We start from the raw sequence: 16,815 nt of genomic DNA, 5'->3' as shown, positions 1-16,815 counted from the left end.
TTACTGGCCGACATAGTCGAGGGGAAGCGCGGTGGTTGATTTAATACTGCGCAGCATAAAGCTCGATTGAACGCCGGTAACGCCTTCAATACGGGTCAGTTTGCCGAGTAGGAATTGTTGATAATAATCCATGTCTGGCACTACGACCTTCAATAAGTAATCGGCGGTTTGGCCAGTAATCAAGGCACATTCAATGACCTCGGGATACTGCTCAATATGGCGTTCAAAGTTTTCAAAGCGCTCTGGTGTATGTTTGTCCATGCTGATGCTGACCATTGCTGTCAGTCTTAATGCTAGTTTCTTGCTGTTTAAGATAGTGACATGGCGGTCAATATAGCCGGCATCTTCGAGTTGCTTTACCCGTCTTGAGCAGGGGGAGGGGGAGAGGCCTACTTTTTCCGCCAACTCTAGGTTGCTGATGCGGCCATCCAGTTGCATTAATTTAAGAATGCGTTTGTCGGTTCTGTCTAGTTTCATAATATCCCGATATATTGATGTATTATGCTAATAATTTTATAGATAGTAGTCTATTTGATGTTTATTTCCTATTGTCGTGCGATGTTAATCCTGTTGCTGGCGGGAGTGACTTGTTTCTAACATACTTGATATGTGACGCCAGACCAATCACAATCAGCGCGCTGTAAGAGTCTGTAATTCATATAATAATATTTTTAATGGTTAACAGTTTAGGGTTCATTGGATGAAATTTGTACGCAATGTATGGCGCAGCTATTGGTGGCTGATATCGATTTTATTGATGGTTGTCGTGGCCTGGCGGTTGATGAATAGCGAACCCGTAAAAATTATTTATACGGCTCTGACGCCACCGGTTTTGCCCGAGCTGATGGTCCAGGATCAGAGTGGCCAATGGCTGGCGCAGCGCTGGCTTGATCAAAACTGGGATAACCGTCAGTATCAGGCCAGCGATCAAACGCGAGAGTATCACCACCTCAGCCAGGGCACGCGGACGCTGCCAATTCCTTATCAGTGGTTGGTCAGCCTTGAGGCGCCTGCAGCGTCCCCCATCGCTTCGTTGTTCGATGAACAAGTGCTGTTCAAAGACAATCGTTATCTGTTGCGCTTTGGTTTTATTCGCAGCACGCAGCACGATGAGTTAAACCCAGATGGTCTTCCCATCGGCTTTGCCAAAACACCGGCTCAGAAGCTCAACGGTGTCAATGTCAGAGCGGATGCGATTGGCTTTACCTGTGCCGCCTGCCATACAGGCCATTTTGTCGCCGAGACGGAACAGGGGCTGGCGGAATATATTATTGAGGGCGGCCCAGCGACTACTGATCTAGGACAGTTGACGAAAGCCTTGGGGGCAGCGTTAGGTCAGACGGCCATTGCCAGTAAATTGCCCATTTTCAACAGTCGCTTTGATCGGTTTGCGCGTCGGGTGCTTGGTCAACAGTATTCGGCTGCGACAAAGCAAGCCTTGGCCGATGAGCTATCGGCAATGATTATTGTGCTAAAAGATAAAGCCGATGTGATTGAGGTAACGGAAGGTTTTGGTCGTCTCGACGCATTAAATCGTATAGGCAATCAAGTTTTTTCCCGAAATTTGCAACGTCCTGACAATTATCAGCCTATTAACGCGCCGGTAAATTTTCCGCATATATGGACAGCCTCCTGGTTTAATTGGGTGCAGTATGACGGCTCTATTATGCAACCGTTGGTGCGTAATGCCGGTGAGGCGTTGGGGGTTAGCGCCTATCAAAATATCACTGCTGAGCCGGCGTTGGGGCGATTTCAATCGTCTATACCCTTGGCTAATTTGACCAAAATAGAGCGATTTCTAGCGGGTCAACAGCCAACAGAACAGACGGGTTTCGGCGGTCTGTTAGCGCCGGCCTGGCCTTTTGCTAGACCGGAGGAAGATAGCCTAAACAGAGGGGAGGAGCTCTATCGCCAGCACTGTTCTCACTGTCATTTACCGGCACTTAATAGCGCAGAGATTTGGCAGTCACGGTATTTTGGGCCGATTGAATACTGGCGTGATGGTATAAAAAAGCACACTACAGATCAGGTGCTGCAGTTAAAGCATATTGCGATTGAACAGGTTGGTACCGATGCAGCGCAGGCATCGATATTGCTTAATCGAACGGTTAATACGGCGGCGGATAGCGCTGATAATATTAGCCGAGTTGGCTTGGATCAACAGCTGTGTACGCCTGATCCCAGCCTGTTAATGGCAGAGCAATTGAGTCAGCCATGGTGGCAGCAATCGCAGGCAAAGAATATTGAATTAAGGCTACAAGATGGTGCAAACATCAGTTTTGCACTGGCTTTGGGCGCAATTGTTGAGGCATCAATTGAGGCGGGCTATCAGAGTTTGGGCTTGAACGCTGTCATGCAGGCAGAGCTGTCGGGTAATCGGCCAAACTGTTTGCAGGCAGGCCTGCACTACAAGGCTAGGCCATTAAACGGTATTTGGGCGACACCACCGTATCTTCATAATGGCTCCGTGGCCAGCCTGCGGGATTTGATTTGCCCTACTAATGGGCAGCGCCCTGAATTAATTCGTTTAGGCAATCTTGGCTACGATATTGCTAACATAGGTTTGAGTCAGCCAGAGAGTCTTGGTCAAACGGCGGCGTCGAATTATGACGAAAAGGGGTATTTTTTGCTTGATACCTCGATTGAGGGCAACAGCAATAGCGGTCATCACTTCTCGTCGCAATATGATGATCAAAAGCCCTATTATCAGCAGCCCAAAGGCATTATCGGACCGCTGTTAAATGACCGGCAGTGTGATGATCTTCTTGCCTATGTAAAAATGTTATAAGAGGTATTTATGGCGGGTGTGGTACAGGGTGCCGACGGTGAAAAAATGCCGTTGGGGCGCCGGATATTTAAGCGGGCTTTTGTCTATTTGTTGGACAAAAAAACCGATGCATTCTTTCGTGTCTTGCGTCGTCGCAATCCTGTGTTAGTGATGGCCAAGGCGAATCTCGTGTTGGTCACCCGATTTCACGATGTCGAAGCCTGCCTGGCGAATAGTGATGTTTTTAAGGTGGGCTATGGCCCCCGCATCGATGCCGCGGTTGGCTGTTTTATGCTGGGCAATGATAATGCAGAAAACGCACAGCATAAAGCGGCGCTGCTAAGGTTGCTCAGCCGCCATGACAGTCAGCGCATTCGTGATATTGTCACCGACGCCTCGGTTGAGAAATTATCGGGCATCGGCAATCGTACTGCTGTCGATATGGTGAGTGACTACAGCCGTTATATTCCCATGCAACTGGTGAAACGCTACTTTGGTTTCACTCAGGCAACAAATGATGAGTTACTGTCTTGGTCGCGTGCGATGCAGCATGATATTTTTCATAATCGCGACAGTGAAACGCATATCCATCAGCGCAGTGTCACTGCGGGGCAGGCGATAAGAGTCTCTATTCGCACTGAAATTGCTCGACGAAAAAAGCAGGAGGCTGCGGCGTCGGACGATATTCTCGCACGATTATTGCGCTGCCAAAATGAGGAGGGTAATGGCTTTGATGATGAGTCGGTGGTAACAGATCTTGCCGGTTTGTTAGTAGGGGCAATTGAGACCACTTCTTTTTCACTGGTGAACATACTCCAGGAACTGCTGGCAAGACCGGATGTTATGCTGATGGCGCGAGAGGCGGCTGCTGCTAATCGTGATGCATTGTTACATAAACTCTGCCGTGAGTTATTGCGTCTAAGGCCAATGAATGCCTTATTAATTCGTCAGTGTGCTGAAGATTATGCGATGGTCGGTGTTAATAATAAGACCGTGACCATACCTGCCGGTAGCCGAGTGCTATTGTGCACTGGCTCTGCCATGAAGGACGAGGATGTTGTGGCTGAGCCCAATCAATTCCGATTGGATCGCCCCGATGGCCATTATTTTATCTATGGTAGCGGCAGTCACCTGTGTTTGGGCGATAAGATTGCCGACATTATGCTGGTTGAAATGATAAAACCGCTGTTGCTATTGCGGCATATTGAGCCGCTGAAGCAGCCGGATTTTGACACCGGACCGTTCCCTGAACACTACTTGCTGGCGCTCAGCCGCTAGCGAGTCAGCCGTACTTGGGCGTCTGTTTAATCTGCCCCTATTCAGCTGTTTTGATTACCTCGTGGGCAAACTTGAGTATAATTGGTCGATCGGAGACTTTTATTCAGGTTGTTGATTTTTTGATCAAATTCACACGGCTTCAGCGGTATGCAGCGATTCTGACGACAATAATATTGTTGTTGTTGTCTTCGCCTGCCAGCGCCAGGGTGAAAGTTGAAGTATTGGCGATTGATCCTGCGCTGGCAGAGAATATCGAAATCCATATCGGTAGTGTCAGCCAAGAGTCACTGGATCAACGACAAACCTTGGATAATCAGCTTAAAAAAGCGGTAGAAAAAGGCGCTTTTGCCCTTGGTTATTATCATGCCAGCTACAGTTATCGGGTGATGAAAAAAAAGCTGCGTATCACTATTGATTCTGGGCCTCGCGCTCAGTTTATTGACCCAATAGTCGAGGTCTATGGTGAAGCGGCGCTACTTCCGGAGTTTATAGCGCTACAACAAACAGCGCTCACCGTCGATCGGCAACCGCTCGATCATGGCCGCTACGATGATTTTAAACAAACACTGCGCACCCTAACCAATGAATATGGCTTTTACGATGCAAAATTCACTAAGAATGAATTGCGCATCGATCGACAGAATAATACCGGCCAACCTGTTTTGATTCTTCACTCTGGTGAGCGTTATCATTTCGGCGAAGTGAGCTTTGAGGGCAGTAGTGTCGAAGAAAGTATTCTGCGTTTTTTGATTCCGTTCGAAAAAGGTGGGTTGGTCGACCGTGACACCTTCCTCGACCTCAACCGAAACCTACTCGATACCGAGTACTTTAACGAGGTCAACATTCAACGTCAGATAAATAAGGATACCAAGACGCTGGATCTACTGGTGCTGCTCGATGACTCCGATAAAAACCGTTTTGAGGTGGGTGCTGGCTACAGTACCGATTATGGCCCACGAGTGCGCTTTGGCTGGAACAAGAGCCTGTTTAATAGTAAAGGACACTCCGCCGATTTCTCAACCGAACTGTCGCAACCGAAACAGGAAATGGAGGCCAATTACCGCATTCCATGGGATGACCCGTTGCGTAAATTTGTCAACATTTCGAGTGGTTATCAGTTAAAAGATGTTGAGGATAGCGCCACAGACCTCTTCACCTCTTCGGTGGCCTACATCCGGCACTACGATAGTGATTGGGTGCTCAATTACTCGTTAACAGGCGACATTGAAACCTATAGCCAGGGTGGCGGGCCCGCGACGACGGCACAATATATTTTGCCTGGTTTTGGTGTGTCTAAAAGCTATCTTTCTGAGGTGCGAGACCCCTCTCGCGGTCATCGTTTTGAAACATATGTGAGGGGTAGTACCGAGTCTTTAGGTGCCGATGTGGCCTTTTTAAAGAGCTATGTCAGCTATCGCTACCTAACGCCTATCTTTAGTCGCAAGACCTTGCTTTTGCTGCGCGGTGAACTAGGTGCTATCGAGACCGACGATATATTACAGGTACCGGTGTCGCGCCGCTTTTTCGCCGGTGGTGATAACAGCATCCGGGGTTATAATTTCGAATCAGTATCGAGTACCGACAGTGATGGTATTCTTACCGGCGGCGCCTATTTAAATACATTCAGTATCGAATTATCTTATTTACTGTTTGAAAATTGGCGGGTCGCCGCCTTTGCCGATACCGGTCGAGCCTATAACGATAGTGATGAGCCTTTTAGTACCGGCGTCGGTGGTGGTATTCGCTGGCTGTCGCCAATTGGTCAAATTCGGTTCGACTTAGCCATACCCTTGTCTGATGAGGTGGATCAAAATTATATGATCCACATCTCGATGGGGCCGCCATTATGATGCCTGTGACTGTTCGTACAATGCTGTCAAAGCTGAGAAAATTAACCCAGAGCGCAGGCCGTTGGTTGCTTTATGCGTTATTGGCCGTGTTGATTTTTGTCACCGGTTTGGTGACGACGGATCTGGGCAGTCGGTTTGCTTTTTGGCTGGCGGAAGAGAGCGTGGATGGCTTGACTATTAACGGTGTCAGCGGTCGGCTGAGTAATAAGCTGAGTATTGCCTACTTTAATCTGCAGGTCGGTGGCGTGCAGGTGATGGTAAAAGATGTGTTTTTCGAGTGGAGCCTACCCTCGCTGATTAAAGGCCAATTTCATGCGCAGCAACTCACCGCTGATTACCTATTGGTGGCGGTGGTAACAGAGCCAAGTGATGAGCCAGAGCAAGCTCGTTTGGTAGGTGAAACACTGACACTGCCGGCGATTTTGACGCCGATTCCAATTAATTTATCACAGCTATCGGTGGGCCAGTTCGACTTGAACGTCAATGATCTCGGCCTGCAGTTTAATCGGATCGACGGCGCAGCCACGTGGTTCGGGTATACCGTGAACATCGATCATTTCGATGTGGAGGCTTGGCAATACCCGTTTTCCGTTGCCGGTAATATAAGTCTACGAGCAGGTTACCCCCTCGATGCCACGTTGTTAATTACAGACAACAACCCGATAAAGACGGCGGCTGAGCTTCAGGCCCATGGCAGTGTTGATGACCTACAGTTAGTACTCGATACCACAGGGCGATATGCCTTATCGGCCAGCGGCGATCTTCAGCCACTGACCACCGACGTGCCCTTTGCATTCGATGCTGATATTGATGAGTTTGAGCTGGCAACATTGGCTGAGGATTTTAATCTAACGCTGCCAGCCATTGCGCTAAAAGGGGGTAAGATCAGTGCTGCGGGGGATCTTCAACAGGTTGCTGCCAAGGCTACTATCGGGCATTTAATCACTCCGTATTGGGCTGATGCCAACATCGATGGTGCCGCAGCCTGGCGACTCGCCGAAGAAAAAATAGTCATAGAGCAACTCAGTGTCGGCAGTGCGGATGGCACTGCCGATATTTTAGGCGAGATCGATTACCAGAAGGGCGTCGGTTGGCAGCTGCAGGCCGTTGCGCACGATATCAATCCTGTTAGATATACCCAGCCCTATCAGGGAAAGCTTAATTTTGATATCGACAGTCACGGAAGATATGAGCAAGGGCTTCGTTTCAGCGTCGAGTCGAGCAGTAACAACAGTTATTTTAATCGCCTGCCAAGCCAATGGCAGCTTGCTGTAACTCAGGGCAGAGAGGGAGCCTTGGTCATTGCCCCGGGCTATATAGAGCAAGGTGAAAACCGTATTGATCTAGTAGGTAAAGTTAATGTGTTAGACCTAGAGGCGACGGATACAGCGCTGGATATCGGCCTGTTAATCTCTAACGCCTCGCAGTTATATCCCGATATTGCAGGGCGCTTGAGCGGAGATATTCATTTTTCCGGTGCTGTGACTGAACCGAGTCTGGTGACGAAGGTGAGCGCCGAGGCAGTGGCTTTTAGAGATTTTTCGTTTGCTAAGGCGATTGTCAGTAGTGACATTCAGCAATTGGCAAAAGTGGGCGACAGTCAGTTTTCATTGACAATAGATCAGCTCAACCTCGACCAACAGGTGCTGGAGACAGTGCAGCTTAGCGTCGACGGAAACTGGGCGGCACATAAGATTGCGTTATACAGTAAGCTGCTAAAATCTACCGACAGACAGGCGGTAGAACAAGAGCAGGGAAGGTATAGCGGTAATTTGATGGCGGATGCGAAAATACGCTGTCGCGGCGCATTGAGTGAGGGCTTTGACTGGCGCGGGCAGTGCCAGCAGCTTGATATTGGCCATGGTTTAATGACTACGGTTCAGCGCTGGTCGCTACAGTCGCCACTGTCGGTGGATTTTGTCAACGACGACAAGCAGCCATCGGTCAGCCTTGGCGATTTTTGTTTTCGCCACCAGCAGGCAAAAATCTGCTTGACCCCGGTGCAGTATGCCAAGGCGGAGTTAGCACCGATGACCATACAGGTGCTGGGTATTGAGTTGTCTCTGCTCAATCAATTTATCGATGATGCAGTGGTACTTGATGGCAAGGTGGATTTTTCTGCCGATATTGCACTGCCGCAGCGGGGCTTAACCGTGGATGCACAGCTTGCCGTACTCGGTGGCGCCGCTCGCTGGGACAATGGCTCAACGGTGGTTGATTTTGTTGCCGATCAGCTGGATGCGGCATTTCTAGTGAAAGAAAATAATGCCTACTTCGATTTCAATTTTGTCAGTGATGAGTTTGGGCGTGCGCAAGCAAAAGCGGAGGTGTTAGATCTAGAGGCTGCGCGGGATTTGACAGGGCAGCTGAATATCCATCAGTTGGATTTGTCTCCATTGATTTGGCTGGTGCCAGACATCGAAACATATGATGCCAATATTAACGCCAATATTACTCTGGCCGGGCAGCTTGATGACCCCAGCCTCAACGGCGAATTAACTCTGACCGATGGCAAAGTGGCCGGTAAAAATCTACCAATATCGATCAGCGATTGGCAGTTTAGGGCTGAGTTCAATGATAATGATGCCAATTTGAGTGGTCGTTTTAAGGAGGTCAGCAGTGGTAGCTATACCGATTACAGCGGTGAACTGACCTGGCCTAATAATCAATGGCAGGTTGCCTTTCAGCTCGACAGCGATAACATTCGTATCCAGCTGCCACCGGAGGTTGATATGACGGTTTCACCGCACCTGACTCTGTTGGCCCGTGATCGTTATATTTCGCTCAGTGGTGAAGTTGACATCCCACAGGCGCTGATCGCGATAAAAGAATTACCCCAGTCGGCTATCAGTGAAAGTGGTGATACCGTGTATATCGATGAAGAGGGCAAGACAGACTCAAAGTGGCAGTACGATATAGATGTTGATCTACGACTTGGCGATGATGTTAGATTCCGTGGCTTTGGTGCTGATTTACGTTTCACTGGCGGCCTACGGGCCAGCGTCGATGGCGAGGGCATATTACAGGGGTTGGGGGAAATTCGCATTGCCGAGGGTGAATATAAAGCCTATGGCCAAGACCTTTCTGTGCGCAAAGGGCGGTTTGTGTTCAACGGCCCTATTTCCAGCCCCGATATTCGCCTGGAGGCAATCAGGGACATTACTGCAGAGAATATTATTGTCGGCCTGCGTGTGCGCGGCCGGGCCGAGGAGCCAGAAGTGACGGTATTCTCTGAGCCGGGTATGGACGAGAATACTGCCATGCAATACCTATTGACTGGCTACGGCCCTGAGAGCGAAGGCTCCGGCGGCGCCTTGAGTAATGCGGCAATAGCAATGGCGGTGTCGAGAACCCAGGGCAGGGTGGGTACCGTGGCAGATCGCCTAGGGATTCAGGGCTTCCAGCTAACCACAGGCAGTGGTGAATCGGGAACAGAGGTGCAAATCAGCGGTTATCTGCGACCGGATTTGTATTTGAAATACGGCGTCAGTGTTTTTGAGAACGTCAACACGATTACGCTACGCTACCGCCTTAGGCCAAAGCTGTTCCTTGAGGCGATGCAGGGGGCAACCAGCGCGCTGGACATTATTTATTCGTTTGAAACCGACTAGCATAGAGTACTTTAGTTTTTCAGCACTCGGTCGATACGTTTGACACCATCGTCGGCAATGGTTAGGCCGAGTTTTAGGCTGTCAGTGGTAATGTGAATCTCACGGAACAGGTAAATCAGGCCGAGGCTGAGCAGTACCATCGCAAAAATAAACAGGCACGCTATCACGGTACCAAGATTCACCTTGAGGAACTCGCCGAGAAACAGGCAGATGACGACCAGGCAAATCATCAAGGCACCTCCGACGCAGAGCCCTATGGCACCGTTAATCAAACGCGCCCGTTTCCACATGCTGCGCAGTGAGACCTTAATCAGCTCGCCATCCGGAGTGTCTTTGATGAAGTTGTAGTGCTTTTCTAGCAGTCGAGCTCTGTCGGTAATACGACCGAAGCGAGTGGTAAGAACACCGAGTAGGGCGGCGACACCGGTGAGTAAAAAAACGGGGGCGACGGCCAACTGAATAATGTGGGTGATTTGCTCGAAATTGGCCATAGGCAAGCTCTAGGTTGAGTGACTGTCAAATAGTGCGTTAAAACGTTCTTCCACCGCTAGGCGGTTGATGTTTTGCTCGGCCACTTTTTTAGCGTGGCTGAGATGAATTAAAGCACCTTCTAAGTCACCAGAATAGAGGTATTTTTCAATCGTGGTCAAGTCGCTGAAGAGGGCTTGTATCGCTTGTTCGCTGATAGGCTTGGTCATGGGCTGGGGTTCTAGCTGACTGAAATATGGTGTCAGTATAGATTTCTATCATGATAAAACTATTCGCAAAAATGCTTACCGAGCTACGGAATGCCCTCGCTGTGAATTAAGTTTTGTTGAGATAGCGAAAGGTGAGATTGATACGGGGGCCGACGGGCTTGGTCGTTTTCCCGATTGCATGCTGCCAGTGTTGTTGTAAGTCACCGGCCATTAACACCAGTGAATTGTGCGGTAGATCCATTTTGATGGTGTTTTGTTGTTTGGCATTGTGTTTGACCAAAAAACGGCGCGTACTGCCTAGGCTGAACGAGGCGATGACGGGTTGCTTTCCCAAAACCGGCTCGTCATCGGCATGGTAGCCAACACTGTCTTGACCATCGCGATAGAGGTTGGCCAAGGTGCTGTTGTAGTGGTAGCCGGTGAGCTGTTCGATGGTTGTTTTTAATGCCGTCAATGATTGGGTGTAAGGTTGCGCTGGGCTGAAGTTGTTATAGCCGCTGGCAGCACTGACTCCGTGCTTACCAAACCAGCATGAGAGACGCGGCTGGGCTAAGGACTTGCCATACAGCCGAATGGATTCCTGCTGCCAAGCAGATTGCCGCGATAATTGGTGGAATAATGCATCCGCCTGATCCAGGGGCAATACATCAAGCCAGCAATAAATTAAGCCATCGACGGTATTGACCACAATCGGTTCCGCGGCCGAGAACAGGTCTGGGCCGCTCATAGTTCTACCTGGCCAGTGGAATAAAGCTCAGTGGTAGGTTGTCGCGGGGTTTGGGCATCGGTACACATTGCATACTCGGCTGATAGTTGTCAGGCAATATTATTTCATATTGGCTGAGCAATTGGTGTAAGAATGTTTTATAGACATACTGCGCAAAGTGCATACCGATGCATTTATGGGCTCCACCACCGAAAGGGTGGAACATAAACGGGTGTTGTTTATGTTCACCACGTTCGAAACGCAGCGGGTCAAAGTCGTTTGGATTGCTCCACCATTGCGGCATGCGGTGATTGAAAACCGCATAGTTGCTGACCACGGTATTGGCTGGGATGTCGATGCCTGAGAGTTGGCAGTCGCGGATAGTCCGCCGGGGAATCATTGGCACTGATGGGTGCAGCCGCTGTATCTCGTTAAACACCAGGGTATAACTGGGCAGTTTTTCGAAATCATCGTAGTCTAATTGATCCTTACCAATGGCAGCGGACTCTTCCCGGAGTTGCTGTTGCCACTGGGGGTGCTTGCCGAGTTCCATCAAGGTGTTGGTCAGCGAAGCCGTGGTGGTATCTTGGGCGGCAAAAAGCAGTAATATGAAGTTATCGATAATTGTGTCATTGCTAAAATAGTTGCCATCATCATCTTTCTCACGACAAAAATGTGACAACATATCGACGCCATTGCCCTGTCGGCGTTGCTCGATCAACGGGCCAATAAAGGCGGCGATATCGTCTTTGGCTCTCAGTCCCCGGTAATAATTAAAGCCGGGTAGGTTGACCGGAAAGAGATAGACAAAGCTTTCGACGAAATCGAGAAAACGCTTAGATAATAGGTCATTCTCGCCGCCGACCTGGTGATCAACACCGGTAAAAACCTTGGTGGCAATCTCCAGCAACGTGGCCTTGATTTCAGGGAAAAAGGTAAAGCGGTCATAGCCGGCCATGCGTTGTATATTGCTGGCGCAGACCTGATTGATACCATTAATATACCCTTTAATTGCCGGCGTTTTAAAGGCGCCCTGCATTAAACGGCGCTGAATCTTATGGTCGCCGAAGTCTCGCATAATCAGGCTGTTGCCTAAGTAACTGTCGAATCGGCTAAAGCCTTTCTTGGAGGAAAAGTTTTTATCGGCATCAAGATAAATAGCCTGGGTATTCTCGGGTCCCAGTGCTAAAACAGAATATTCATTGCCCAGCCGAATACTGGAAACAGAGCCAAAACGGCGGTAGTGATCAAGGGCAACGGCCTGTGGATCCTTGATGAAATTGAAGGCCTTGCCGAATATGGGCATGCCATAGTCTCCGGGGATATGGTCGAGCTGGGTATTGTCCGGAGCGGTTAAATAGCTGTCATTCTCTACGATCTTTGCGGTAGTCATTATTATTATCCCCGTCTATCGATCATCCGATATGTATATCGTAGCCTGTCTCCCTTCGGTGATATAAGTATTTTTTGTCATAATGATACGATGATTAATTAACCATTAAAAAACAATGACATAAACTATATAAAAACAATTTGGCCTGAATCGCTAGTCAGTTGTTGGGCTTGGTATCCCCATTGTTTTTCAATTTCCTCGCAGTTGAGTATCTGCTTCGGAGGGCCACATTGGGTCAGTTTACCCTGTTCCAGCATGGCAACACGGTCGCAATAGCGTAGGCTGAGGTTAATATCGTGGAGAATGACCAGGGCGGTGTATTTTTGTTGGCGACAAAACTGCTGGGCCAATTGAAGAATATGGTGTTGTTGTGCCAAATCTTGCGCTGAGGTTGGCTCGTCGAGTAATAGCAGCGGTGCCTGTTCGGCCTGTGACAGTTGTACCAGCACCCGCGCCAAATGAATTCGCTGGCGTTCGCCGCCGGAGAGACTGGTATAAAGGCGGCCGGCAAAGGCGGCGGTATCGGTGGCCCCCATCATTTTTTTGACCAGGGCGCGGCCACCGCGCTGGCTGATCGACAGGGGTATCAAACCCAGGCTGACCACCTCTTCGGCACTGAAGGGAAAGTTCAGCTGACTGCTTTGAGGCAGTACCGCCAGGTGTTTGGCCAGTGCCTGTTTCGGCCACTGGCTCATGTCCTGCTGATGGAAAAGTCGACGACCTCGGCTAGGCATGTCGTTGCTAATAGCCTTAAAAAAGGTAGATTTACCGGCACCGTTTTTACCCAGTACACCAAACATCTCTCCTTCAATCAGCGATAACTGATCGACAGAGAGTAAGGTTTTATCATCAACGGTGACGGTTAAATCAGAAATATTAAGCATGTTAGAGAAAGTTCTTCCGTTGTTTGATCAATAAAAAAGTAAAGAATGGCGCACCAATAATTGCCGTCACTAAGCCGACGGGGAGCTCAGCCGGTGCCATCAGCAAGCGGGCGCCGATATCGGCCAGCAGTAAAAGCAGGGCACCTAGCAGGGCAGACAGTGGCAGTAAGCTACGATGATCTGGCCCCGCTAACATACGGACTAAGTGGGGAATCACCAGGCCAATAAAACCAATAATACCGGCGGCTGAAACACTGATGCCGATACCAATGGTGGCGACAATAATCAGTTTGATCTTAAGCTTTTCGATGTCAATTCCCAGGTGTCTGGCTTCCGACTCACCCAGCAATAATGCATTTAAAGACTGGGCATGACGCTGGAAATAAAGGGCTAAAATGATTGCCGCCATAGTACACAGTAGCAGTGTTGTGCTGTCGGTATGGGCGACTGAGCCCATTTGCCAAAGCGTGATATCGCGCAGTGCTTGATCGTCAGCAATGTAATTTAAAAAACCCATCATGGCTCCGCCAAAGGCGGCAACTGCAACCCCGGCAAGCAGCAGCATCACCACCGAGGTGCCATTGCTACTCTGAGCCAGCTTAAAGACCAACAGTGTGGTGACCAGAGCGCCGATAAAGGCGGCCAAGGGGGTCGTCACCGATTGTAGCGCCGTTGGTAAAAGAATAATGGCAATGGCGGCACCCAGTGCCGCGCCAGATGAGGCACCAATAATACCCGGGTCTGCCAGCGGGTTGCGAAACAACCCCTGCATGACTGCGCCACACTGAGCAAGAATGGTACCGACGGCCAGAGCTAAGAGTGTCCGGGGCAGGCGCAGATCTAAGATCACTAGTTGCTGGTAGTGCTCGAGGCCACTGTACTGTGTTCCCCAGAGACCGTCCCAAAGTGATAACAGACTGGCACTCGTCGGCAGTTGCATGGCGCCACGGGTCAATGACAGCGTCATCGCGGTGGCAATTAACAGTAGCGTCAGCGGCGCCAGTTTGGAAAAGGCGAAACGGTTCATCGCTGAGCCTGAGCCAGTGTGTCGGCAATATCGGCCAGGCTATCGATGGCCGTGAGGCTGATGCCGGCGATGAGGTTGCGACCATCGACCGCAATAATCTTCTGCTGCTGGCCGGCAGGGGTATGGACTAACAGAGGATTGTCCTTAAGCAGGGCTTCTACTGGCGGTTTAGACATGTCTCGGCTGGCAATAATAATTACCTCTGGCTCAAGGCTGATCAGCGCCTCTGCTGAGATTGACTGGTAGCCGGGCAGCTGCGATAAGTTTTCACCGCCAAGCAGCCTAATAATATCGTTACCGGTGGTGTTTTCACCGGCTAAGCGCAGGCTGCGTCCATCCATTTGTAAAAGAAAGGCGACTTTAGTATCGGCGGCCAGCTGTTGTTGGTTGATCGATAGCATTTGCTTATCAATATGTGCCAGCAGTGGCTGCGCCTGTTGTTGTTTGTCCACGGCGGTGCTGATCTTTTTAATGTTTAATTTTAGTGAATCTGCGTTTGTGGCTGCGGGCAATTGCAATAATTCAATCTGACTTTTTTCTATCGCCGCGATAGTCTCCGGTGGCCCCATGTGCTCGCTGCCAATAATAAGCCCAGGGTTGAGGCTTAAAATGCCCTCGGTGGCTAACATGCGGTGATAGCCTAATTTAGCCACTGATAATTCTGCGGGGACGACGCTGGTGACATCAACGCCAACCAGATCGTTGCCCTCGTCCAAGGCCAATAAAATATCGGTGCTGCCAGCGTCAGTACTGATAATACGGTCTGCCTGTAATGGGTTGCTGAGCAACACGGCGGAGGCAAAAATAGAGGCGGCAAAGGGCAGGCGATAAGAGGAAAGTATTTTTTTCATAATGATGAACTCGGTTGTTCCATGATAATCTGTGTGTTGGTGATATTGTTTTGATGTAAAAAGGCCAACAACTGTAATAAGGGTTCCGTCGGTGCGGCCTTGTCGGCGGCGATAGTGATGGTTTGATCGGCTGTTGCCATTTGCTCCAGCAGGCTTTCTTTAAAGATGACCCAGTCGGTAAAAGGTTGCTCTTCAATACGCCAATAGGGTTTTTCGGCGGCGATGGCAACGGTTATTACCGGGGCGTCGGATGCCGCCAGTGTTGTCTCTTCGCTGCTCTCGGGAATATCGATCGGCAGTTTCAGCAGTGGCGAATTTGCGGTCAGCAACAAAAAGACAATGACGATAAAAACGATGTCGATCAGTGGCGTTAATTCGGGTGCGCCAAAAACACCGCTGTCCTGCTCGCTGCGGCTATTAATCATGGCACTTATCCATGTCGACGCCGTCCATTAATAGATTCACCTGATTCATGGTGTGTTCAGCCCGGTTGATGATTCTGTCGATCCAGATCTGAAAACCGTGCGCGCCGGCCAGTGCCGGAAGCGCAATGATTAAACCGGCGGCGGTGGTGTACATGGCCAGCCCAAGCCCGTCGGCCAATAGTGAGGGTTCGATAGGGCCCTGGTGGTCGCCGAGGTCACTAAAGACCTGGATTAAACCAAGTACAGTACCTAACAGGCCAAGCAGTGGTGTCAGCAGGGCGATGACCTGTAGCAGGCGTATGCCGCTGGATAATTTGCGGCGCTGAGCATTCAACCAGATGGCGGCAACTTCCTCGCGCATCGATTTTTTTTCCTGGCCATGGATGGCTAATAACCCCAGCCCCTTAGCCACCAGTGGTGGCTGTTTCTGATTGCTAAAGGCCGCGGCACTGGCAGTGACCTTGGTTTTTTTTAAGGATTGCAGAGTCAGCACAAAGACTTTTTCTATGATCAGGGCAAGGGCCAATAAAGAGCACAGTAGCAGGGGTAGGGTGAGGTAGCCCAATTGATCGTGTAGGTGTTGGTACAGCGGCATAATGGTTTAATCCAGTGAAAATTCTACAGGTATACGAATGTGGGAGGCGACGGTCAGGTTGCCTACCTTATGGGCCAGGAACTGCCATTGCTTGACGGCTTTTAAGGCGGCGCGATCGAGTGACCGAACGCCTGAGCTTTGAAACACTTCCACCCCGGTTTGTTCACCGTGTTTATCGAGCTTAATGTCCAACCACACCACGCCTTGTTGGCCACGTTTACGGGCAATGGTTGGGTAGCTGGGTGGGGTTGGGCTGCTGGCAAACAGTGGCTCGGTAATAATGTTGTGATGGATGCCGCTGGCAATGGTCTGACTGCTGGCCAGGGCTGCCTCCGGTGCAGGTTGCTGCTCTGTGGTATCCGGCTCCTCTATGGTGTCGGCTACAGGCTCTGTTGGTTGTGGTATCTGCTGCGGCTCTGGCTCTATTAAAGGCTCAGGCTTGTTGGTCATAACCGAGCCGTTTTTTGCCAACTCTTGCTCAGGCTTATCTTGCTTTACTGGTGGCTGCACCGGGGTAGCGACTTCCTGCTCAACCGGGTCACTGTTTTCTTTTGTCACGGCCTTGGCGGCCGCTGTTTGCTGAAAGCCAACAGAGACCGCCATAGGGGAGGATGCGCCGCCACCGGTGTCGAGGGTGACATCGGACAGTGGCTCAGGAATCGAGGCCAATAGCAGGCCATGGATAGCGATGGCGCTGAAAATACAGGCTGTTCTAACTAATTTCATTACA

At 50.0% G+C, this 16,815-nt stretch carries 15 protein-coding genes; 4 read left to right on the top strand and 11 right to left on the bottom strand.

All coding sequences use genetic code 11. The annotated features are described in order from the left end of the window. A complete protein-coding gene (locus L9P87_RS03540; RefSeq protein WP_435531783.1) occupies positions 1–477 on the bottom strand; it encodes an Lrp/AsnC family transcriptional regulator in 477 nt (158 codons plus the stop codon). A gap of 223 nt (positions 478–700) precedes the next feature. Between L9P87_RS03540 and L9P87_RS03535 the strand changes: the two genes are divergently transcribed. The 4 genes from L9P87_RS03535 (at position 701) to L9P87_RS03520 (ending at position 9,506) form a co-directional block, all read left to right on the top strand. Then, a complete protein-coding gene (locus L9P87_RS03535) occupies positions 701–2,788 on the top strand; it encodes a di-heme-cytochrome C peroxidase (RefSeq protein WP_237443297.1) in 2,088 nt (695 codons plus the stop codon). Positions 2,789–2,797: 9 nt separating this feature from the next. Then, positions 2,798–4,045 (top strand): cytochrome P450, encoded by a 1,248-nt coding sequence (locus tag L9P87_RS03530; RefSeq protein ID WP_237443296.1) that lies wholly within the window; start codon positions 2,798–2,800, stop codon positions 4,043–4,045. A 119-nt stretch (positions 4,046–4,164) separates the two neighbouring features. Then, positions 4,165–5,895, top strand: a complete 1,731-nt coding sequence (locus L9P87_RS03525) for an autotransporter assembly complex protein TamA (protein WP_237443295.1) — start codon at positions 4,165–4,167, stop codon at positions 5,893–5,895. After that, complete coding sequence (locus L9P87_RS03520) at positions 5,892–9,506, top strand: translocation/assembly module TamB domain-containing protein (protein ID WP_237443294.1); 3,615 nt, start codon at positions 5,892–5,894, stop codon at positions 9,504–9,506. The genes L9P87_RS03525 and L9P87_RS03520 overlap by 4 nt, the downstream gene beginning before the upstream one ends. An 11-nt stretch (positions 9,507–9,517) precedes the next feature. On the opposite strand, the gene L9P87_RS03515 is transcribed toward L9P87_RS03520, so the two are convergent. From L9P87_RS03515 to L9P87_RS03470, 10 genes are all read right to left on the bottom strand, one after another. After that, on the bottom strand, positions 9,518–9,997 hold the full coding sequence (locus tag L9P87_RS03515) for a DUF2721 domain-containing protein (RefSeq protein ID WP_237443293.1): 480 nt from the start codon (positions 9,995–9,997) through the stop codon (positions 9,518–9,520). A 9-nt stretch (positions 9,998–10,006) separates the two neighbouring features. Further along, the gene (locus L9P87_RS03510; protein WP_237443292.1) at positions 10,007–10,204 is read right to left on the bottom strand and encodes a hypothetical protein; all 198 of its coding nucleotides are present in this window, start codon (positions 10,202–10,204) and stop codon (positions 10,007–10,009) included. Between the two features lie 106 nt (positions 10,205–10,310). Beyond that, positions 10,311–10,931 carry an alpha-ketoglutarate-dependent dioxygenase AlkB family protein gene (locus tag L9P87_RS03505; RefSeq protein WP_237443291.1) on the bottom strand — a complete coding sequence of 207 codons (621 nt, stop codon included), beginning with the start codon at positions 10,929–10,931 and terminating at the stop codon, positions 10,311–10,313. Between the two features lie 4 nt (positions 10,932–10,935). Beyond that, the gene (locus tag L9P87_RS03500; protein WP_237443290.1) at positions 10,936–12,303 is read right to left on the bottom strand and encodes a cytochrome P450; all 1,368 of its coding nucleotides are present in this window, start codon (positions 12,301–12,303) and stop codon (positions 10,936–10,938) included. Between the two features lie 125 nt (positions 12,304–12,428). Beyond that, positions 12,429–13,187 (bottom strand): heme ABC transporter ATP-binding protein, encoded by a 759-nt coding sequence (locus L9P87_RS03495; RefSeq protein WP_237443289.1) that lies wholly within the window; start codon positions 13,185–13,187, stop codon positions 12,429–12,431. 1 nt (position 13,188) lies between these two features. Beyond that, a complete protein-coding gene (locus L9P87_RS03490; RefSeq protein WP_237443288.1) occupies positions 13,189–14,214 on the bottom strand; it encodes a FecCD family ABC transporter permease in 1,026 nt (341 codons plus the stop codon). Beyond that, positions 14,211–15,065, bottom strand: coding sequence for a heme/hemin ABC transporter substrate-binding protein (locus L9P87_RS03485; protein WP_237443287.1), 855 nt, complete (start codon positions 15,063–15,065; stop codon positions 14,211–14,213). Before L9P87_RS03485 ends, L9P87_RS03490 begins: the two co-directional genes overlap by 4 nt. Next, positions 15,062–15,490, bottom strand: a complete 429-nt coding sequence (locus L9P87_RS03480; protein ID WP_237443286.1) for an ExbD/TolR family protein — start codon at positions 15,488–15,490, stop codon at positions 15,062–15,064. The genes L9P87_RS03485 and L9P87_RS03480 overlap by 4 nt, the downstream gene beginning before the upstream one ends. Next, positions 15,483–16,085, bottom strand: coding sequence for a MotA/TolQ/ExbB proton channel family protein (locus L9P87_RS03475; RefSeq protein ID WP_237443285.1), 603 nt, complete (start codon positions 16,083–16,085; stop codon positions 15,483–15,485). Before L9P87_RS03475 ends, L9P87_RS03480 begins: the two co-directional genes overlap by 8 nt. A 6-nt stretch (positions 16,086–16,091) precedes the next feature. Then, entirely contained in the window at positions 16,092–16,811 is a 720-nt protein-coding gene (locus L9P87_RS03470; RefSeq protein ID WP_237443284.1) for an energy transducer TonB, read from the bottom strand. Positions 16,812–16,815 lie beyond the last annotated feature (4 nt).

It is taken from the genome of Sinobacterium norvegicum (assembly GCF_923077115.1).
GTDB lineage: Bacteria > Pseudomonadota > Gammaproteobacteria > Pseudomonadales > Sinobacteriaceae > Sinobacterium > Sinobacterium norvegicum.
Note: the sequence above shows the minus strand (reverse complement) of the source record. Positions and strands in the feature narration are given on the sequence as shown.

What these genes read in the sequence shown, in the direction of transcription:
- L9P87_RS03540 (WP_435531783.1), bottom strand. Translation starts at nt 477, where the DNA reads ATGAAACTAGACAGAACCGACAAACGCATTCTTAAATTAATGCAACTG.
- L9P87_RS03535 (WP_237443297.1), top strand. Translation starts at nt 701, where the DNA reads ATGAAATTTGTACGCAATGTATGGCGCAGCTATTGGTGGCTGATATCG.
- L9P87_RS03530 (WP_237443296.1), top strand. Translation starts at nt 2,798, where the DNA reads ATGGCGGGTGTGGTACAGGGTGCCGACGGTGAAAAAATGCCGTTGGGG.
- L9P87_RS03520 (WP_237443294.1), top strand. Translation starts at nt 5,892, where the DNA reads ATGATGCCTGTGACTGTTCGTACAATGCTGTCAAAGCTGAGAAAATTA.
- L9P87_RS03515 (WP_237443293.1), bottom strand. Translation starts at nt 9,997, where the DNA reads ATGGCCAATTTCGAGCAAATCACCCACATTATTCAGTTGGCCGTCGCC.
- L9P87_RS03510 (WP_237443292.1), bottom strand. Translation starts at nt 10,204, where the DNA reads ATGACCAAGCCTATCAGCGAACAAGCGATACAAGCCCTCTTCAGCGAC.
- L9P87_RS03505 (WP_237443291.1), bottom strand. Translation starts at nt 10,931, where the DNA reads ATGAGCGGCCCAGACCTGTTCTCGGCCGCGGAACCGATTGTGGTCAAT.
- L9P87_RS03500 (WP_237443290.1), bottom strand. Translation starts at nt 12,303, where the DNA reads ATGACTACCGCAAAGATCGTAGAGAATGACAGCTATTTAACCGCTCCG.
- L9P87_RS03495 (WP_237443289.1), bottom strand. Translation starts at nt 13,187, where the DNA reads ATGCTTAATATTTCTGATTTAACCGTCACCGTTGATGATAAAACCTTA.
- L9P87_RS03490 (WP_237443288.1), bottom strand. Translation starts at nt 14,214, where the DNA reads ATGAACCGTTTCGCCTTTTCCAAACTGGCGCCGCTGACGCTACTGTTA.
- L9P87_RS03485 (WP_237443287.1), bottom strand. Translation starts at nt 15,065, where the DNA reads ATGAAAAAAATACTTTCCTCTTATCGCCTGCCCTTTGCCGCCTCTATT.
- L9P87_RS03480 (WP_237443286.1), bottom strand. Translation starts at nt 15,490, where the DNA reads ATGATTAATAGCCGCAGCGAGCAGGACAGCGGTGTTTTTGGCGCACCC.
- L9P87_RS03475 (WP_237443285.1), bottom strand. Translation starts at nt 16,085, where the DNA reads ATGCCGCTGTACCAACACCTACACGATCAATTGGGCTACCTCACCCTA.
- L9P87_RS03470 (WP_237443284.1), bottom strand. Translation starts at nt 16,811, where the DNA reads ATGAAATTAGTTAGAACAGCCTGTATTTTCAGCGCCATCGCTATCCAT.